The sequence below is a fragment of the Streptomyces sp. AC627_RSS907 genome, assembly GCF_019049165.1.
Map to the genome: position 1 here is coordinate 1 of NZ_JAGMUE010001287.1, position 665 is coordinate 665.

2 protein-coding genes are annotated in these 665 nt (G+C 73.2%); both read left to right on the forward strand.

The window, feature by feature from the left end; all coding sequences use genetic code 11:
* Nucleotides 1–343: acyl carrier protein (locus KUM32_RS41520; protein ID WP_217146807.1), on the forward strand; the 343-nt coding region annotated here is incomplete at its 5' end.
* Between the two features lie 25 nt (nt 344–368).
* A partial coding sequence (locus tag KUM32_RS41525) for a beta-ketoacyl synthase N-terminal-like domain-containing protein (RefSeq protein WP_254406804.1) occupies nt 369–665 on the forward strand: 297 nt, incomplete at its 3' end.

Genomic DNA, 665 nt, shown 5'->3' on the forward strand with positions numbered 1-665 from the left:
GCTCGGCGCCGCCACCGGCCTCAAGCTGGCCGCGGCCGTGGTCTTCGACCACCCCACGCCGCTCGCGCTCGCCACCCACCTGGCGGACGAACTCGCCACCGGCGACGAGACCGCGCCCGGCGCGGGCGCCGAGGGCGACCCGCAGGAGGTCGCGTTCCGCCAGGCGCTGGCCGCCCTGCCCCTGTCCACGCTCCGCGACGCGGGCGTCATGGACACCCTGCTGCGCATCACCGGCCTCGACCACGGCTCCGCCGATGGCGACGAGAAGGCCGACGCCGCGTCCATCGCGGCCATGGACGTCGGCGACCTCGTCCAGATGGCGCTGCGCAAGAACGAATCCTGAAGCGACCCCGGAGCTGAGTGCGTACATGACCACCCAACGATCCGCCACCTCAACGGAAACCATCGTCGAAGCGCTCCGGGCCTCGGTCACCGAGGCCGAACGGCTGCGCCAGCACAACGAGGAACTCCTCGCCGCCCAGCGCGAGCCGATCGCCATCGTCGGCATGGCCTGCCGCTTCCCCGGCGGCGTGGCAACGCCCGAGGACCTGTGGCAACTCGTCGTGGACGGCGCCGACGCGCTGTCCCCGCTGCCCACCGACCGTGGCTGGGACCTGGCCGCGCTGACCGACCCCGAGCTGTCCACGCACGGCACGAGCTACGTC